17 protein-coding genes are annotated in these 17524 nt (G+C 70.5%); 7 read left to right on the forward strand and 10 right to left on the reverse strand.

The window, feature by feature from the left end; genetic code table 11:
- Nucleotides 1–140: 140 nt before the first annotated feature.
- Entirely contained in the window at nucleotides 141–971 is an 831-nt protein-coding gene (gene erm / locus ACWD3H_RS12715) for an ErmE/ErmH/ErmO/ErmR family 23S rRNA (adenine(2058)-N(6))-methyltransferase (protein WP_451955040.1), read from the forward strand.
- 83 nt (nucleotides 972–1054) lie between these two features.
- On the opposite strand, the gene ACWD3H_RS12720 is transcribed toward erm, so the two are convergent.
- The 3 genes from ACWD3H_RS12720 to ACWD3H_RS12730 form a co-directional block, all read right to left on the reverse strand.
- Complete coding sequence (locus ACWD3H_RS12720) at nucleotides 1055–1678, reverse strand: hypothetical protein (protein WP_355554306.1); 624 nt, start codon at nucleotides 1676–1678, stop codon at nucleotides 1055–1057.
- Complete coding sequence (locus tag ACWD3H_RS12725; protein WP_451955041.1) at nucleotides 1671–2714, reverse strand: hypothetical protein; 1044 nt, start codon at nucleotides 2712–2714, stop codon at nucleotides 1671–1673. Before ACWD3H_RS12725 ends, ACWD3H_RS12720 begins: the two co-directional genes overlap by 8 nt.
- A gap of 254 nt (nucleotides 2715–2968) precedes the next feature.
- Nucleotides 2969–3790: a helix-turn-helix transcriptional regulator gene (locus ACWD3H_RS12730; RefSeq protein WP_355554310.1), complete on the reverse strand. Its 822-nt coding sequence runs from the start codon at nucleotides 3788–3790 to the stop codon at nucleotides 2969–2971.
- 118 nt (nucleotides 3791–3908) lie between these two features.
- Between ACWD3H_RS12730 and ACWD3H_RS12735 the strand changes: the two genes are divergently transcribed.
- Genes ACWD3H_RS12735 through ACWD3H_RS12755 form a run of 5 tightly spaced genes read left to right on the forward strand, consistent with a single transcriptional unit; the run spans nucleotide 3909 to nucleotide 8490 of the window.
- Nucleotides 3909–4910: an ABC transporter substrate-binding protein gene (locus ACWD3H_RS12735; RefSeq protein WP_451955042.1), complete on the forward strand. Its 1002-nt coding sequence runs from the start codon at nucleotides 3909–3911 to the stop codon at nucleotides 4908–4910.
- Nucleotides 4907–5722 (forward strand): siderophore-interacting protein, encoded by an 816-nt coding sequence (locus tag ACWD3H_RS12740; protein WP_355554314.1) that lies wholly within the window; start codon nucleotides 4907–4909, stop codon nucleotides 5720–5722. Before ACWD3H_RS12735 ends, ACWD3H_RS12740 begins: the two co-directional genes overlap by 4 nt.
- Complete coding sequence (locus tag ACWD3H_RS12745; RefSeq protein WP_451955043.1) at nucleotides 5712–6701, forward strand: FecCD family ABC transporter permease; 990 nt, start codon at nucleotides 5712–5714, stop codon at nucleotides 6699–6701. The genes ACWD3H_RS12740 and ACWD3H_RS12745 overlap by 11 nt, the downstream gene beginning before the upstream one ends.
- Complete coding sequence (locus ACWD3H_RS12750; protein ID WP_451955044.1) at nucleotides 6698–7729, forward strand: FecCD family ABC transporter permease; 1032 nt, start codon at nucleotides 6698–6700, stop codon at nucleotides 7727–7729. Before ACWD3H_RS12745 ends, ACWD3H_RS12750 begins: the two co-directional genes overlap by 4 nt.
- Nucleotides 7714–8490, forward strand: coding sequence for an ABC transporter ATP-binding protein (locus tag ACWD3H_RS12755; protein ID WP_451955045.1), 777 nt, complete (start codon nucleotides 7714–7716; stop codon nucleotides 8488–8490). The genes ACWD3H_RS12750 and ACWD3H_RS12755 overlap by 16 nt, the downstream gene beginning before the upstream one ends.
- 50 nt (nucleotides 8491–8540) lie before the next feature.
- On the opposite strand, the gene ACWD3H_RS12760 is transcribed toward ACWD3H_RS12755, so the two are convergent.
- The 7 genes from ACWD3H_RS12760 to ACWD3H_RS12790 form a co-directional block, all read right to left on the reverse strand.
- Nucleotides 8541–9659 carry a hypothetical protein gene (locus ACWD3H_RS12760; RefSeq protein ID WP_451955046.1) on the reverse strand — a complete coding sequence of 373 codons (1119 nt, stop codon included), beginning with the start codon at nucleotides 9657–9659 and terminating at the stop codon, nucleotides 8541–8543.
- Nucleotides 9656–10195, reverse strand: coding sequence for a sigma-70 family RNA polymerase sigma factor (locus ACWD3H_RS12765; RefSeq protein ID WP_355554324.1), 540 nt, complete (start codon nucleotides 10193–10195; stop codon nucleotides 9656–9658). Before ACWD3H_RS12765 ends, ACWD3H_RS12760 begins: the two co-directional genes overlap by 4 nt.
- 410 nt (nucleotides 10196–10605) lie before the next feature.
- Nucleotides 10606–11316 (reverse strand): hypothetical protein, encoded by a 711-nt coding sequence (locus tag ACWD3H_RS12770; RefSeq protein WP_451955047.1) that lies wholly within the window; start codon nucleotides 11314–11316, stop codon nucleotides 10606–10608.
- A gap of 124 nt (nucleotides 11317–11440) precedes the next feature.
- The gene (locus tag ACWD3H_RS12775; protein ID WP_451955048.1) at nucleotides 11441–12481 is read right to left on the reverse strand and encodes an LLM class flavin-dependent oxidoreductase; all 1041 of its coding nucleotides are present in this window, start codon (nucleotides 12479–12481) and stop codon (nucleotides 11441–11443) included.
- The gene (locus ACWD3H_RS12780; protein WP_451955049.1) at nucleotides 12478–13509 is read right to left on the reverse strand and encodes an alcohol dehydrogenase catalytic domain-containing protein; all 1032 of its coding nucleotides are present in this window, start codon (nucleotides 13507–13509) and stop codon (nucleotides 12478–12480) included. Before ACWD3H_RS12780 ends, ACWD3H_RS12775 begins: the two co-directional genes overlap by 4 nt.
- On the reverse strand, nucleotides 13509–14732 hold the full coding sequence (locus ACWD3H_RS12785) for an amidohydrolase family protein (protein WP_451955050.1): 1224 nt from the start codon (nucleotides 14730–14732) through the stop codon (nucleotides 13509–13511). Before ACWD3H_RS12785 ends, ACWD3H_RS12780 begins: the two co-directional genes overlap by 1 nt.
- Before the next feature lie 2 nt (nucleotides 14733–14734).
- A complete protein-coding gene (locus ACWD3H_RS12790; protein ID WP_451955051.1) occupies nucleotides 14735–15634 on the reverse strand; it encodes an ABC transporter substrate-binding protein in 900 nt (299 codons plus the stop codon).
- Between the two features lie 206 nt (nucleotides 15635–15840).
- Here ACWD3H_RS12790 and ACWD3H_RS12795 point away from each other — a divergent pair, with 206 nt between their 5' ends.
- Nucleotides 15841–17451 (forward strand): PucR family transcriptional regulator, encoded by a 1611-nt coding sequence (locus tag ACWD3H_RS12795; RefSeq protein WP_451955052.1) that lies wholly within the window; start codon nucleotides 15841–15843, stop codon nucleotides 17449–17451.
- Nucleotides 17452–17524 lie beyond the last annotated feature (73 nt).

The following is a 17524-nucleotide window of genomic DNA, read 5'->3' on the forward strand; positions in this document are numbered from 1 at the left end:
CTACGTGATCCGTCCTCGCGGCAGCCGGGCTCTGGCCCGCTAGGGACGCGTCGACCTCCACTCCGTTCCGCACGCGTCCCCGATGCGCGCCCAGGGCCTTTCCGAGACCTTTTCACCTCGGACCCGAAAGGGCGACGGCTGTGGCGCACTCCTTCGCGCACGGAAACCATTCGCACACCCAGAGAAAGGTAAGGAACGGCGGCGGTCGCGATGACCGCGACCGGGCCAGACGCACCCTCTCGCAGAACTTCCTCGTCGATCCGCACGCCGTCCGGCAGATGGCCGCCGCGGCCGGATCGCACGGGCTGGTCCTGGAGCCGGGCGCGGGCGAGGGTGCTCTCACCCTCTCCCTCGCCGAGAGCTGCGCGAGGGTCGTGGCGTACGAGATCGACCCGCGACATGCGGGCAGGCTCGCCGCCCGCACCCGCGGCGACGACAGAATCGAGGTGATCAGGGGTGACTTCCTGACCGCGCGGGCCCCGCGCGAACCGTTCGCGGTCGCCGGGAACATCCCGTACTCGATCACCTCCAGGATCGTCGACTGGTGCCTGCGCGCCCCCGCGCTCACCTCGGCGACCCTGCTCACCCAGCTGGAGTACGCGCGCAAGCGGTCCGGCGACTTCGGCCGCTGGAGCAGGCTGACCGTACTGACCTGGCCGGGTCACTCCTGGGAGCTGGCCGGCCGCGTCGGCCGGATGAGCTTCCGGCCGGTGCCCGCCGTCGACTCGGCGATCCTGCGGATCGAGCCGCGCGGTGTCCGGCTGCTGCCCGCGGAGCGGGACGCGGCCTGGCGCGAGTTCGTCGAGTACGGCTTCACCGGTCTTGGCGGTTCGCTGCACGCCTCGCTGCGGATGCGGTACGCGGCCCACCGGGTCGACGCCGCGTTCGCGGAGGCGCGAGTGGGCCGCGACACGGTGGTGGCGTTCGTCCACCCCGACCGGTGGCTGACCCTCTTCGAGCTGCTCTGCTGACACTCCCGCACACCGCCCGGGTCCGGCCGACCTCATCGGCCGGACCCGGGCCCCTCCCGCCCGAGCCATCCGGTACCGCCCCGTCACAGAGCATGGGCAAGGGGCCGCAACAGGGCCAGGACCCTGTCCGCCGGGTACGACTCACGACGGCTCGTCGACAGCTCACCGTCCAGCGGGCCCAGCACCAGGTTGTGCACTCCGGGACGATGCTCTCCCAGCACAACGGTGGCGGTGCGGCCACGATGCCCGCTGCGGTGGTACTGCCCGGCCGCCAGGCGATAGACCCGTCCCTCCGGGACCTCTTCCAGCCGTTCGCGGACGGAGGTGACGAAGCGCTCGGTGAACCGGGCCTCGTCCACACCGTCCGAACTGTCCACCTGGTACAGGCGATGACCCCGGCGGGCGGCGTCGTCACGAATCTCGAATATCTCGTTGAACACCGTGCCGGACAGCACATAGCTGCACAGGTCCCAGCTGTGCGCGTGGACGACGGGATACACCTCCTCTCCCTCGCCTTCCCACAGGTGCAGGCAGAGTCCGGTCAATCCGTCCCGACGCAGGGGCAGGCACACGAACTCCAGGGGGTGCCGGACCGCCTTGATGGAACGGCGTCCCGAGCACAGTTCGGCGATGGTGTCCCGTGCCCACCGCCGCAGGCTCACCGTGTCGCCGTCACGCAGAGCTCGTACCGGGTCGACCTCACACATACGGGTTGTCGGCGTCGATGGCGTGCCTGACGACCGCTGCGACGTCCGAATCGGAGTAGGCATCTGGAAGCTGCATCTCCAGCTGGGTGAACAGTTCTCGTGCTTCCTCCACCGTAGGCGTATCGCTCAGCATCGGGGCGCGACGCAACGGCACGGCCCGCGCCTGGTTGAAACTCTCGTCCAGTTCATTGCGCCAGTAGTCGTAGTAGAAGCGACCTTCTTTGATCAGCATGGCGGGAAAGCGGGGGCCCCGCTCGGTGATGACCACGCACGCCTGCGTCATGTCCCAGCGGAAGATGGTCATGGTGGACGAGAGTCCCACAGCGATCTTGAGGCGCGGGTATCTCTGCTGCCACCAGCACGCCGCGAAGATCGTGGCGTACAACTCCACCTGCGTCTGCTTGGCCGTCCAGGATCTCTCGTCCTCGTTGGGGTCGTCGACCATGCGCCGGAAATAGTTCGCGTATCGCGCGCACAGCTCATAATTCATCGGATCGAGGATCTCCAGCCGGATACTCAACTCCCGGCGGTTCTGCCGCGCCCGCCGTACACATTCGGGAATCACCACCGCCCGTACGAAAGTCGCCGTGCCCCCCTTGAAAATCCATTCCTTGGCTTCGCTCCTGGCCTCGGCCAGGACCCGGGAGATCTCGCTTCCGGTCAGGACCCTGACCTTGGCCGCCTCGTCCAGCGCGACCCTGGCATCGGAGATCACGTCATCGACGGCGTTGATCCGCTCAAGCTGATCGGGCAACTGCTCCAAGGCGGCCCCGGCGGCCAGCAGGGCCTTGCGAGTATCCGGCTCGGACTCCCTTCCCCAACGCTCACGCAGCAACGCGAGCGAGAGCGCCGCGAGCGTGACCAGGATGGCGCTGTTGACATGCGCGACCGATGCCACACCGGTGAGCCCGAGCACACCCGCCACAACCGCGATCACCAGCGCGATCAGCGCTTCGGCATTGGCACCGAACCAGGCCAGAAGAACTTTTCCGCGCACGCCACCGCCCTCACCTGACCAGCCGGCTGATTCACCCAAGTTAACGGGGAAACGGAACGGATGGATCTACTTCTCCGACAGGAGATTTGATTTCTTCCGCGAAAACGACGTTCTACCTGCCGGGGAGAACGAGAGACCCGTCGGGATCGAATTTATCCATCGGCGATATCCCGGTTTGGTGCGTAGCCAAATGAGGAGCGGACATCGGACGCCCCGGGGTGCCGGCCGTCACGGATCCAGGCACGACCCCGCGCACCTCGTCGAGCAGGGCGCCGGCACCGCCATCCGGACCGTCAGGCCGAATCGGCCTCGCGCAACGCGTAGCGGCCGGGCGTGCATCCGTACTCCCTGGCGAAGGCCGTGATGAAGGCCGAGGGGGTCGCGTATCCGACGCGGCGGGCCACCTCGGCCACCGGCTGGCTCTCCAGCAGCACCCGCGAGGCACGCAGGCGCAGCTTGGTGCGCCACTGCGAGTAGGGCATGCCGAACTCGCGCACGAAGTCGCGTTGCAGCGTCTTGACGCTGACGTGCAACCGCTCGGCCCACTCCTCAAGGAGGACGGGGTCGCCCGGGTCGTGTGACAGCGCGCGGGCGACGGTCATCGCGAATCCGGTACCGGTGGCGTGGTGGCCGACGAAGTCACGGGTCGACGCGCCGAGTCCGGCCATGATGCGCTCGCGGGCGACGAGTGCCGCCTGCTCGTCGTACCCCGGGCGGGCGATCGCCTGGACGAGCCGGGCCGCCTCGTCGTCGATGGACACCGCGCCGGCGCGCAGCCCGCCGAGCACCTCGGGCACCTGGCGCAGGCAGACCCGGTACACGGTCTGCCGGTCCGCCGCCCGCACCTCGTGGCTCACCGCGCGGTGGGCCCAGAACGCCTCCCGCGCGCCCACGAACTGCGCGTCGGCACCGTGCCGGGTGGAGAGCACGCCGTCGGGCGACCAGTAGAGCTGGTGCAGGAAGTCCTGCCTGCTCTGGCCGAATTCGAGCACGGCCGCCGAACGGTACTTGAGCACGAGGATGCCGGTGAGCGTGCCCAGGCCGTAGCCGTACTCCTCGCACCAGAGCGGATCGGTCCCGAAGTGGCCGGCACCGGTCGCAGAGTGACTTCCCATCGACATCGGATGGCCTCCCGTCGATATCAGAAAGGTTTTGGTAAGGCTAACCTAAGTAGCGTCTGACCATGAGGTCGGGCCACCCTCCCGCTCTGAGACACCCCGAAGGAACACACCCATGTCCTCCCGACAGCCCCGGCGCCTTGCCGGCGCTCTGGCCCTCACACTCGCCCTGGTCGCCGGCTGCGGTTCCACCGATTCCGGCGAGGGGTCCGCCGCCGCGGCGCCCGAGACCCGCGTCTTCGCCGCCGACAACGGCGAGATCACCATCCCCGCCGACCCCAAGCGCGTCGTCGCGACCGGGTACGCGGTGCCGGCGCTCATCGAGGCCAACACCCCCCTGGTCGGCATCTCCGGCTGGAGACGTGGTCTGGCGATGATGACCGAGGAGGACCTCGCGACGTACAACGGCCTCGAAAAGGTCGCCGGAGAGACGGCCGCCGAGACCAACTACGAGGCCGTCGCCAAGGCCAAGCCCGACCTGATCGTCATCGGCGTCCCGAAGCCGGCCCTCGCCGATCTCGACATGAAGCGGCTGGAGTCCATCGCCCCGGTCGTCGTCCTCGGCCCGACCGTCCCCTCCGCCTGGCGCGAGCTGTCGCGACGCCAGTCCGACGCCGCGGGCCGTCTCGGCGACTTCGAGACCGCCAAGGCGGCGTACGAGAAGAAGGCCGCCGAGCTCACCGAGAAGTACCGGGGCGCTCTGGACGGCGTGAAGTTCGGCCACGTCGGCGCCTACGGCGACATCGCCAAGGGAACGTTCCATCGCGAGTTCGCCGGGTCGTGGGGCACCAACATCGCCTCCGACATCGGCGTGACCTACTACGGCGAGGTCAAGGAGAAGGGCGGCAACGCGCTCGACGTCAGCGAGCACCCCTCGATCGAGGAGCTGCCGGAGAGCCTCGCCGAGGCCGACGCCGTCACGTACACGCTGGAGAGCGACGGTTCGGTGAGCGAGCCGGTGCGCTACGTCCTCGACTCCAAGCTGTGGAAGAACCTGCCCGCGGTCAAGGCCGGCAACGTCTTCCCGCTGCGCTACACCGAGGCGGCGACGTACCGCTCGGCGCTCAAGGCGCTGGACTCCATCGACGAGGCGCTCGCGCCGCTGCTCAGCCGATGAGCATCGACCGCCTCGACCCGCAGGGCCGGGTCGCCTCCCACCACCGGTCCGGGACCGGCACCGCGCGTATCGGCTACCCGATCGGGGTCCGCACCGTCTCGGTGCTCGCGCGTGAGTACGTGACCCCGCGCCTGCTCCGGCTGACCGTCGGCGGCCCCGGGCTCGAAGGGTTCCACACCTACCAGGCCGACGACCACGTCAAGATCGTCTTCCCGGATCCGGACGGCACCCGCCGCGCCCCGGTCGCCAACGACCACCTGGAGCTCGACTGGCCGAGGCCGATACCCACGACGCGCAAGTACACGGTGCGGCGGTACGACGCCGAGGCCGGCGAGCTCGACCTGGACTTCGTGCTCCACCAGGGCGGGGTCGCGTCGGCGTGGGCGGTCGCCGCCGAGGTGGGCGACGAGCTCACGATCGCCGGTCCGCCGGGGGCCAAGGCGTTCCCCCACAACTACGGCCACTACGTCTTCGCGGTCGACGCCACCGCGCTGCCCGCGGTCGCGCGCTGGCTGGAGGAGTCCCCGGCCGACGTCTCGGCCCAGGTGGTGATCGAGACCGACGACGCCGCCGAGCACGCCTACCCGCTCGCGGCGCGCGAAGGGGTGCAGGTCGTCTGGCTGGTCCGCGAGGGCACCCGCTCCTCGCTCGCGGAGACGGTGCGCTCCCTGCCCCTGCCCGAGGAGCGGACCTTCCTGTTCGCGGCCGGGGAGGCGGGCGACATCAAGCCGCTGCGCTCGTGGAGCGCGGGACGGCTCGACTCGCTGTTCACCGGATACTGGAAGCGCGGAGTTGCCGGGCTTGAGGACTGATCTACCGGCGCGGGCCGCGATCCTCCTCGCGGCCCTCGCGCTGCTCGTTGTGGTGGCGGTGGCCGGCGTGAGTGTCGGAACGCGCGCGATCGCACCGGCCGAGATCTGGCGTGCCTTCGCCGACTACGCCGGCAGTGACGATCATCTGATCGTCCGCGATGTCCGGGTGCCGCGCACGATCCTCGGCATCCTCGTCGGCGCCGCCCTCGGCGCCTCGGGCACGCTGATCCAGACGCTGACCCGCAACCCGCTGGCCGAACCCGGCATCCTCGGGGTGACCGCCGGTGCCGGTTTCGCCATCAACCTGGGCGGCGCGCTCGGTCTCGCGGGGTCACAGTTCGCGCAGCTGATGCTCGCGTTCGCCGGCTCCGTGCTCGCGGTGCTCCTGGTCTACTCCGTCGGCCGGACCTCCCCGCTCCGGCTCGTGCTGGCCGGCGTCGCCCTCAGCTCGGTACTCGCGGGCCTCTCGCTCGGCATGCGCCTGATGCTTCCCGACGTCTTCGACCGGTTCCGCTTCTGGTCCGTCGGGGCGCTGGCCGGCCGCGAGCAGATGTCGCACACCATCCCGCTGCTGGCGATCGGCATCGCCCTGGTCTGTGCCATGGCGATGGCCAGGCCGCTGAACGCCATGGTCCTGGGCGACCAGGTCGCCCACACGCTCGGCGGTCACACCGCACGGACCAGGCTCGGCGTCCTCGTACTCGTCACCCTGCTCGCCGGCGCCGCCACGGCCGTGGCCGGACCGATCACCTTCGTGGGGCTCATGATTCCGCACCTGGCCCGCCGGCTGGCCGCCGGCTCGATTCCGTGGCTGATGGCCTACACGATGGTGCTCGGCCCGATCCTGCTGCTGGTCTCCGACATCGGATCGCGCGTGCTGCTGCCGACGGGCGAGGTCCCGGTGGCCGTCGTCACCGCCTTCCTCGGCGGCCCGGTGCTCATCTGGGTCGTCCGGCGCTACGGGGCGGCGTCGCTGTGAACGCCGTCGTGCTGCGCGCGGGCTCCCGCTCGGTCAGGATCGAACGCCGGACGATCCTGATGTCGCTCGTGCTCACCGGCGTCGCGCTGGCCCTGGCCTTCCTCGGCCTCAGCCACGGCCCCTCCTGGGCCGCGCCCTCGGAGGTGTTCGCGGCGCTCGCCGGTCATGGGGACGCGGCCCTGGTGATCCGGGAGTGGCGGCTGCCCCGGGTGGCCGCCGCGTTCGTCTTCGGCGCCGCCCTGGGGCTGGCCGGGGCGATCTTCCAGAACCTCACCCGCAACCCGCTCGGCAGCCCGGACGTCATCGGCCTGGACGCGGGCGCCTACACCGGCGCGCTGGCCGCGCTCACGCTGCTGAGCGGGACCTCCGCGCAGCTCGCCGTGAGTTCGGTGGCGGGCGGCCTGCTGACCGCGGCGGCCATCTACCTGCTGTCGCTGGACGCGGGGCTCAGTGGCCTGCGGCTGGTCGTCATCGGGATCGCGATGAACGCCATCCTGACCGCGGTCAACTCCTGGATCGTGCTCCGTGCCGAGCTCGATGTCGCGATCGCCGCGACCGGGTGGAGCGCGGGTTCGCTGAACGGCGTCGACTGGGACGAGGTACGCCTGCCGTTCCTGGTCATCGGCGTGCTCGCGCTGCTGCTCGTCACGCTGTCACAGGCGATGCACCAGGCCGCGCTCGGCGACGAGCTCGCCGTCACCTCGGGCGTGGGCCTGGGCCGCCTCCGGCTGCTGATCGTGCTGGTCGGCGTCGGTTGCACCGCCACCGTGACGGCGGTCGCCGGGCCGATCGTGTTCATCGCGCTCGCCGCCCCCCAGATCGGCCGCCGCCTCGCCGGCGAGGCCGGGGTGCCCCTGGTGCCCGCGGCGCTGACCGGCGCGGTGCTGCTACTGGCCGCCGATCTCATCGCGCAACTGCTGCTGGCGCCGGTCGCGCTGCCGGTCGGTGTCGTGACGACCGCGATCGGCGGGTGCTATCTCATCTGGCTGCTCTTCAAGGAAGTGAGGCGACCGTGGCAGCGCGCCTGACCGCCCAGGACATCACCCTCGGCTACGGCGAGCGGGTGGTGTCGGCGCACGTGAACCTCGACGTGCCCGACGGCGCGTTCACCGCCATCGTCGGCGCCAACGCCTGCGGGAAGTCGACGCTGCTGCGTTCCTTCGTCCGGCTGCTCAAGCCCTCGGCCGGTACGGTCGGCTTCGACGGCCGCGACGTGAACGGCTACCGGCCCAAGGCCATCGCCAGACAGATCGGGTTCCTGCCCCAGGGCCTGGTCGCCCCGGAGAACATCGTGGTGCGGCGGCTCGTCGCCCGGGGTCGCTACCCGCACCAGTCGATGCTGTCCACCTGGTCGGCCGAGGACGAGCGGGCCGTGCAGGAGGCCATGGCCGCGGCCGGCGTCGCGGAACTGGCCGAGCGGGGCGTCGAGGAGCTGTCCGGAGGCCAGCGCCAGCGCGTCTGGGTCGCGATGGTGCTGGCCCAGGAGACTCCCTACCTGCTGCTCGACGAGCCCACCACGTTCCTCGACATCACCCACCAGTACCAGCTGCTCAAGCTGTTCGCGCGGCTGCGCGACGAGGGGCGCACGGTCATCGCGGTACTGCACGACATCAACCAGGCCTGCCGGTTCGCCGACCACCTGGTGGCGATGAAGGCCGGCCGCGTCGTCGCGGAGGGAGCCCCCGCCGACATCGTCGACGCCGAACTCATCAAGGAGGTCTTCGACCTGCCCTGCGTCGTCGTACCCGACCCGGTCACCGGCACCCCCATGGTGGTACCGACCGCCTGACCTTCACCCGCCAGGCGGCCCGAACACGGAAACCGCGCGCCCCCATGCCCCTACCAGGTGGTTTCCAGCCTTACGTCCTGCCCTTGCGGCAGTTCGGGCGTCTTGATCCGGGTCACCCGCTGACCGTCCAGCCGAGCAGGAGCCCCACCTCGGACGATACCGAGCAGCACCCGCCCCGACGCGTCGAACGCCACCGGTTTGAACCACTCCTGGGGAACCCACGCGCGCACTCGCCTACCGGTGGTCACTGAGAATTCGACCAGGGAGGGAGCCCTCACATCTTTCCCTCCTTCCTGGGTGACGAAGCTCGATCCGCCCGGCCTGGCGGCGAAGAAGGTCGTGTCGCCGTCGACCGGCTTGGCGGACAACAGGTCGCGGCCCGCGACGGAGGTGTCGAGCAGCATCGCCTCCTGGCCGAACGGCCGATCGTTGTCCTGCCAGGAGAACACCAGTGTGCGGGCGCCTCCCACCCAGGCCATCCGGTAGATGGCGCCGGGTTTGGGCGTACGCCAGCGGCGCACCTCGCCGGTCACGACATCCGCCACTCGCACCTCGCGCAGGTCGGTCCACGGCTTGCTGACGCTGTACGCCAGCTTTCGCCCGTCCGGTGAGGCGGCCAGCACATCAAGCCTCTCGGTTCGCAGATCGGCGGGGAGCGACAGCGCGACCCGCTCACCGATCTCGCCGTCCGATGTCAGGGTGATCCGGTAGAACCGCAGCGGGGCGCCCTCCCGCTCTCTCCCGGCCATGAAGAAGGTACGGCCGTCACCAAGTCCGGCGACCTGGCTGTGGTCAAGCGCGGGCAACCACGCCGTACGTTCACCGGTCCTGCTGTCGTAGACGCCCAGCGGGCCTCGGGTCGAGCTGGTGTGCGTCGCATTCTTGGTCTTGACCGTGGAGGAGGTCACCACGGCCGCGACATAGAACGGCGGCGCGGGGGCTATCGCGGGCGCGAGCACCGGCGGTCGTCCGCTCTCCCCGCCCCGTACGGTCACCCCGATTCCGGCCATTACGGCAACGGTCGCCACCGCGACCGCGAGCGGCAACGTCCACCTCCCCCACAGGAGGCGGCGCGGTCCGGGGAGAGGCGGGGGTGGACCATCGTCCCGCACGGTCCTTGCCCTGGCGGCCATCGCGTCGCGCAGCCGGTCCTCGATGATCCTGCTCATGCGTTGCCTCCCAGCTCGCGGTGGAGTCTTGCCAGTGCCCTGGCGGTCGTGGACCGGACGGTGCTCGCCCTGACGCGCATGGTCCGGGCCGTCTCCGACTCGGACAGGTCCAGGTAGTAGCGGAGCACCAGAGTCTCTCGCTGCCGCTTCGGCAGCCTGCCCAGCGCGTCCAGCACCTCCCGGCGCGACTCCCCGAGCAGCACGTCCGTCTCCGACGAGTCGAGCGTCTCCTTGCCCCTCTCCGTCCAGCGCGACTCCACCATCCGTCGTCTGAGCACCGATCTGGAGCCGTTGAGCACACATGTTCTGACGTAGGCGAGCGTGAGGGTCTCAGGGCGGCGGCCGTGCAACCGGGCGAACACATCCTGAACGATGTCCTCGGCTGTCTCCCGATCGCCGACGAGAAGTACCGCGAGCCGTATCAGGTCGAGCCTGTGGCTGCGGTAGAGGGCCGTCAGCAGAACCTCAGCCGGGACCGCGGGCAGACCCCGTGCCTGGGACGCCCATTTCGCCAGCCGCGATATCTCAGCGTTCATACTCTAGGAACGCTTGCCCTCCCCGATCCGCTGCTTCCCGGGACCGCTCAGTTCGTCGTTCGTCACCCCCTCGATCCCGCTCCCCAGAGATGCCTACCCCGAGGTCTTCAGCGACTTCCTGATCATTGAACTCTTACGGCTATCGGCGGGGGGTGATCCACCTGGTTTCGCCCTGCGATGGTGTAGGCCCTGGCGGACAGCGCGGTTTTAAGGCATTGATCGGGCAGGGTGGTGTGAGCGGTGCGGATTATCGCCGCGGTTGGGGTCTGGTCAGGGGATAGCCTGATCGGAAGCGCACGACGTGGGCCGCGAGTTCCTCGGCGGTGTCGGCGGTGAAGGTGGTCGTGCGGCCTTGGAGGGCGACCCGGTCACCGGCACCCCATGGTGGTGCCGACCGCCTGAGTTCCCGGTCAGTTCCAGGGGTCCCAGAGGGCGTGGTCGACGATGGCCGCTGACGGTACGAGCTCCACCGGACGGTCGCCGTATCCGGCGGGAAGGACGCCCCGCAGCAGGGCCAGCAGTTCCCGGTGGGTGTGGTCCGCCGTCGTGGCCCGCCACAGGACGCGCCCTCCGCTCAGCCGTACGACCGGCCGCTCCCCCTCCAGGGTCAGCTCCAGCCGGAGCACGCCGTCCCCCGGGTGCTCCGGCAGCGCCGAGGCGAAGGACGCGCGTACCGCGTCGAGCCCGCCCCTGCGGACCGCGGCCTCGGCCCGTTCGCGATCGGCCAGTTCGGCGACCGCGGCCAGGACCCGTTCCAACGGCGGTACCCGTGCCGGAGCCAGCGGGATCAGCCCCGCGCATTCGAGCGATCTCTCGTGCCGCCCCTCGGCGTGCCGGTGGTCGTAGACGAAGTGGTGCGCGTACAGCGCGTCCCCCTCGACCCGGTACGCCGTCACGTACGACTCGTCCTCCAGCGAGAACACCCGGGTGTCGTACACCCGGTCCACCGCTCCCGAGGCGTCCAGCGCGTAGTGGGTGCGGACACCCGCACCGCCCGCGCCGGCGGGCTCACCGCCGAAGATCTCATCGAGGCCGGGAGGACCCGCGTCCCACGGTTCCACCGGCCCGGCGACCAGCGTCCGCCCGTCACGCATCCGCCAGCCGTCAGGACGGTCGACCATGACGCTCCCATTCAGTTCGTCTTCCAAAGGCATCGGACTCACCCACCGGGCAGTCTTCGACGTCCACCATAGGTCAGCCGACCGCCTTCAAGGCGATGCCCAGGGGCGGTTGCCGGGCGCGGATCTAACGAGTGCCGCCGGTTCCGAACGTGGACAACAGGCGGTCGAGTTGGTGCGGTGCCGCCGGGCGGACCAGTGGCATGGTGACGCCGGCCTGCCGGTATGCCGCGATCCTGGCCCGGACGTCCGCGACCGTTCCGGTCGCGGTGAGCGAGGTGACGTAGTGCTCCGGCAAAACCTCCTGGAGCGCCGCCTCACCACCCTGTTCGAAGGCGGCGGCGAACCGGGGCAGGTCGTCCGGGTTGATGGTCGGCTCACCCACCGACATCTTCGCCTTCGGTGTCGAGGCGTGCTTGAACTTTGTCGCCACCTCCCAGCGGATCGCGGCGACCGCGGCGGCGCGATCGTCCTCGATGGAGGTGTTGATCAGCTGAGCCACGGCCAACTCGCCCGGGTCGCGGCCGATCTTCTCGCAGCTCTGACGGAGGAGTTCGACGGCGTTGGCCGAATACTCCGGAGAGGCGCCGGCGTCCAGCAGCACACCGTCGCCGAGTGCCGCCGCGTTGATGAGACCCCGGCGGCTCGCCGCCGCGATCCAGATCGGGATGTCGGCCCGGATCGGGGTGAAGTTCAGAGCCACGTTGTCGAGTTGTACGACCTCGCCACGGTAGGTGACCGGTTCCCCGCTGAGGAGCGCGCGGATGGATTCGACGTACTCCCGCAGGGTGGTGATCGGATCGGTCATCGGGCGGCCGTTGCGGGCGGCGTGTTTGGCGGTGAACGCGCCGACCACCAGCACGAGCCGCCCACCGCTGAGCTCGTCCAGGGTCGCCGCCGTCTGCGCCATCACCAGCGGGCTGCGCAACCGCACCACCTGGGTGGCGCCGAGGGTGACGCGCTGGGTGGCCAGTCCGAAGGCGGTGAGCGCGCTGACCGAGTCGCGGTTGGTGAACAGCGTCTCGGAGAAGAAGGCGGTGTCGAAACCGGCCCGTTCCGCGGCGGCGGCCGACGCCGCCATCTCGCGTACGGTGACTGCCGGGTCATACCCCAGCGCGAGCCCGATGCGGGTCGACGACGGGGGCGAGGCGGGTGCTGGCTGGATCACAGCGGCTCCGTGAGGTCGATGACAGGTGCGTCGTGGTGGGCTGATACGTCGAGGACGATCTTGCCGAGCAAGCCGCCGCGTTCGAGGCGGCCTAGCGCCGCTGCGATATCGGCAGCCGGATAAGCGGCGGCGATCACCGGCCGGACACCGTCCGGCCCAGCCCATGGGCGGGCACGTCGCAGGTCGGCGATGACAGCGGCCTTCTCGGCGGTGGGAAGAGCGCGCAGCGATCCACCGGTCAGGACGAGTCGGCGCCGGATCACTTCACGCAGGCTGAGCGGGACCTCGTCGCCGCCCAGGACGCCTACGCAGAGCCAGCGCCCGTTGGTACGAAGACCGGCGAGGGTGAGCCCGGCGACGGACGCGCCAACGAGGTCGAGCACGACGTCGAAGCCGTCCGGTGCCTGCCTGCGCAGGGCTTCCTCGGCGCCGGGCAAAGTGGAGACCACAACGGGGTCCACGCCCAGGGCACGCACACGTTCGGCCAGCGTGGGAGTGCGTACGGTGCCGGCGACTGTGGCTCCGAGCGATCGGGCCAGGCGTACGGCCATGGTGCCGACGCCGGAGTTCGCCGCGTGCACCAGCACCCGGTCGCCGGGACGGAGGTCGGCACGTGTCCGCAGATTCCACCACGCCGTGGCCAGCGCCTCGGGCAGCGCTGCGGCCTCGGCCAGGCTCCATCCGTCGGGTACCGGAAGCAGGAGGTCCTGCGGCACGAGCACGTGCGACGCGTAGCCTCCGCTGCCGAGCAACGCGCACACCAGGTCTCCGACCTGCCAGCCGGTGACGCCGGGACCCGATGCGGCGATCCGGCCGGCGCATTCCAGCCCCGGCACCGCGGACTCGCCCGCGGGCGGCTGATAGTCGGCGTCGCGTTGCAACAGGTCGGCGCGGTTCAGACCGGAGGCGTACACCTCGATCAGCACCTGACCGGCGCCGGGTGCCGGGGTGGGAGCGTCCCCCCAGACCGGCATCGGCGGACCGGCCGGTGATCCGCTCGCCGGATCGGTGAACAGCACTTGACGCATCAGCGTTCTCCAGCGGCCGATGGGGATTCGGGACGGAACGGTGTGGGCGCGGTCGCGCGTCCGTCCCGGACGACCTCCACGCCGTCCCGGAACACCCGGCGGACCCGCAGATCCATGTCGAGCACGGCGACGTCCGCCGGCCCGCCGGGCCGCAGCGTCCCGACGCCGTCGAGTCGCAGGGCCGTGGCCGGGTTGCGGGTCGCCAGGGCCAGGGCGTCCGGCAAGTCGAGGATGCCCGCCTCGGCCAGGGCCCGTACGGTCGGCAGCAACTCCACCCGGTGGGCAAAGCGTTCCCACGAGCCGTCGGGCAGCGTACGCGGCACCGACGCGTTGCCGTCGCTGCTGAGCGTGATCTGGTCGGCCGGCACGCCCCGGGCGAGCAGTTCCGCCACCGCCGCGGTCGGTGCCACGGCGCCGGCGATGCGGGCCGGGTTGATCAGTGGGTTGACGTCGACCCAGGACCCGGCCGAGCCGAGCCGGCCGGCGACGTCGAGCGTCGCGGGGCTGTAGTTGGCGTGGGTCACCTGAAGCCGTCGCGGGTTCGCGCCGGATCCGTCCAGCGCCCGCGCGAGCAGATCCGGATCCCCGACCGCGGTACCGAGGTGTACGTGCAGCAGGCAGGCCTTCCCGGTGGCACCGGCCGCCCACTCCAGTTCCCGGAGCAGGTGGGTCAGCTCGGCAAGGTCCGGGCAGGTCGCCTTGTGCTCATACAGAGCGATCTTGACACCCACCAGGTGCGGCAGCAGGTACAGGTCGCGTACCAGCGACCCGGTTACGGTCGGTGGTGGCCAGTGGAACCCGCCGGCCATCGCCCAAGCACGCGGACCGGTGACCGGAAGCGCGTACGCCCGGGCGAGCAGGGCTTCTGGGCTCTTGCTGATCGGGTCGACGCCGGGCATTCCGACGCAGGTGGTGGTGCCGGCCTCGACGATCACGTCAGCGGGCAGCTCCGGAATCCTGCTGTGGTACCCGGAACCGCCACCGCCGCCGAGGATGTGCAGGTGCCCGTCGACGACCCCCGGCGCCACGATCAGCCCCGCGCAGTCATGGACGACCGTGCCCGGCGGCCCGGTGGGGATCCCCACCGGGCCGCCGGGCGTACCCGCTCTGGATTCATCCACCGGTACGACGGCCAGAATGTCGCGCCCACCGATCACAACCTCGGCGATACCCGCCGACCGCGGGGTGAGCACGGTGCCGCCGTGCAGGATGGTGAGGGTCATGGTCAGCCCGCCGACTGACCGTTGATCGTCACGGCGGGGCGCAGGATGTCCGACAGTCCCCACTTCTCGCCGAGCTTCGCGTAGCTGCCGTCCTCCATGAGCGCCTTCAGCGCCGCCGCCACCGCGTCCCGGAGCTCGTTCTGCTTCTTGCTGACCGCGATGCCGACCGGGATCTCCGCGATCGGCTTGCCGATCAGCGCGTACTTTCCGGGTGACTGCTCCTTGACGACATACCGGATGGACTCCGCGCCACGGATACCGACATCCGCACGCCCCTGCTCAAGCTGCAGGAGGGCGTCGGCAGTGCCGTTGGTGGTCAGTTCCTGGATCGCCGGCTTGCCCGCCGCCGCGCAGACGTTCTTGCTGAAATCGCTGAGCGCGTTCCGGTAGCCGGTGTCGCCGCTGTCCACCGCCACCTTCTGCCCGCACACATCGGCCTCGGTGCTGAACCCGCCGACCTTGTCCGCCAGGCCGAACAGCTGCGGACCGGTCGTGTAGTAGTCGACGAAGTCGACCGTCTCCCGGCGCGACTCCAGGTCCTGCATGGCCGAGTGGACCAGGTCGATCCTCCCTGTTGCCAGCGACGGGATGTACTGCTCGTACTCCTGGGTCACCAATGCGACCTTCACCCCGAGCTTGTCGCCGATGGCCCGGGCCAGATCAACGTCGAAGCCCTGCCGCTTCTCCTTATCCTCCGTCCCCTCCGGGAGGTAGGACATCGGCGGATAGACCGGACTGTTCCCCACGTTCAGCCGGCCGGACGCGCGGATGGCGTCCGGCAGCATCGCGTTGAGCGGGTTGTCCGACGACGAGGGGGCCGCCGACTCGTCGGCATCGCTGCCACAACCGGCGAGGAGCGCGACGACGACCGCCGCGCCTACCCACATGGCTGACTTTCTCACTCTGTCTCCTCCGGGTTCGCGGGTGGGCCGCACCGCGGACCCCGCATGGCCGCCGGCGACCCCGGCGAGCGTGGCCCCCAGTTTTCAAGCGACGGCCATGTCATCGGAAGGGGACATCTTGTCCAGCTTGCCCAAATTAGACTGTACTTCAGGGCCAGGTCACGTCGACCGAGGCGGTGACCGAGAACCGAGAGAGTGGGTATCCGGTGGGAGTCACGATCGAACACGTCCTCGCGCTGCCCGACCTGAACCTGCGGGTGGTGGCCGGTGCGGCCGGACTCGGCAACGAGGTCCGATGGGTGCACGTCAGCGAGACCGCCGACCCGACACCCTGGCTGCGCGGCGGGGAGCTGCTGCTCACCACCGGCCTCAAGATCGAAGATATCGAACAGTTCGAACCATACCTGCACCGGCTCGCGGACGCGGGCCTGGCCGGCCTCGGGTTCGGCATCGGGCTGGGGCACCCGGAGGTACCCGAGCCCCTGCTCGTGGCCGCCGAGGAGCGCGGCCTTCCGGTGCTGGAGATCCCGGTCGACGCCCCGTACGTGGCCATCTCCGAGGGCGTGTCCAACCTGCTCGCCGCCGAGCGGCGGGACACCATCGCGCGGGCGTTCGACGCCCAGCAGGCGCTCACCGCCGCCGCCCTGGAGTCCGGCCGAGGGGGCGTCATCGCGGCGATCGCCAATGTCCTGGGCGGGTGGGCGATACTCACCGACACCTCCGCGGCCGTCGTACGGTCCTGGCCGCCGGAGGCGGCCGAGCGGCTGCCGACCCTGCTACCGGACATCATGCGTACCCGGGAGCGGGGCATCCGATCGAGCAGCTCGATGGTCAGCCCGCACGAGTCGATCGTGATCCACCCCCTCGAAGCCCGGGGCCGGATGCGCGGATTCCTCGTCGCCGCGGTACCGGGCGGGGTCGACGACTACAGCCGGATGGTCCTCGCCGGTGGGGTGGCCCTGCTGTCGCTGGAGATGGAGCGCTCGCACTCGGCCGGCCGTCAGCTACGCCGGCTCCGCGCCGACACCCTGGGCCATCTGCTGCGCGGCGCGGTCGCGCTCCCGGTCGCGAGGCAGCACCTGGCCGGCTGGGACCTGGATCCCGATGCGCTACGGGCCGCCGTCTACCTGTGCCCGGCCGGCCGCGGCGGCCAGCTGTACGACCAGGTCACCGAGCTGATGAGCGAGGCCGACCTCCCAGGTGCCGTGGTCGCTCAGACTTCCGGGCCGCACACCCGGGTGGTGGTGCTCACGAACGACTCCGAGCAGACCGGCACGACGCTGGCTCGGCTGGCCTCGGTGCGTCCGGCGGCGGTGCTCGGGCTGGGTGACGTGGTCTCGGCCGAGGGCATCGAGCAGTCGTACCGGGCCGCCGTCCACGCGGCCGAGGTCGGCCAGGCGGAGCGGCGGGCGGTGACCCGCTTCGACGACCTGGAGACCCTGCAGATGCTGCTGCGGGCCCAGTCGCCACAGGCCCTCGCCAGCTTCGTACGCCGGGTCCTGGGGCAGCTCCAGCAGCACGACCGTGGACGCGAAGGCCCGTTGAAGGCCACCCTGCGCGCGTTCCTGGCGCACAACGGCCACTGGAACGAGACCGCCACCGAACTGGGTGTGCACCGGCACACGCTGCGCGCCCGGATCGACCGGATCGAGCGGATCACCGGCCGCGACCTCAACTCGGCGTACGCCCGGATGGAGCTGTGGCTCGCACTGCTCGCCGACGGCGCGGCCGAATCGGGGGACGACGTCGCGGACGCCTCGGCGGCCGACCGCCCCGGCGACGGCGTCCAGATCGCCCCGGCACTGGACAAGTGGTAGTGGCCAGGGCCGGAAAAATCGACCTCCTGTCGGGTATCGCGTCCCTTGTCGCAGCGGCAAGACTCACCCCAAC

The sequence above is a fragment of the Streptosporangium sp. NPDC002607 genome, from assembly GCF_053592655.1.